The organism is Pseudomonas helleri (assembly GCF_009600315.1).
GTDB classification, from domain to species: Bacteria; Pseudomonadota; Gammaproteobacteria; order Pseudomonadales; family Pseudomonadaceae; genus Aquipseudomonas; species Aquipseudomonas helleri_A.
Map to the genome: position 1 here is coordinate 1 of NZ_WIWC01000151.1, position 293 is coordinate 293.

Consider the following 293-nt stretch of genomic DNA (forward strand, 5'->3'; position numbering starts at 1 on the left):
GGGGGGCGCGCAAGATCAAGGGATGCCTTGAACGGCGCGGCAGCGCCATGCCGGCAGCCAGTACGGTTCATGCCATTCTCAAACGCAATGATCGTATCGACCCTCAGGCAGGCCTCGTCAAACCTTTCACCAGGTTTGAACACGAGCAACCCAATGACCTGTGGCAAATGGACTTTAAAGGCCATGTGCCCATGCGTACGGGTCGCTGCCATCCATTGACTCTTCTGGATGACCACTCGCGTTTCTTTTTAACTATCGCCGCCTGTGGAAACGAGCAGCGCGGGACGGTTCAG

At 57.0% G+C, this 293-nt stretch carries 1 pseudogene; it reads left to right on the forward strand.

Annotated features, from left to right (window positions below):
- Positions 1-293, forward strand: a pseudogene (locus tag GHN86_RS23525) (IS481 family transposase); the annotation flags it as partial.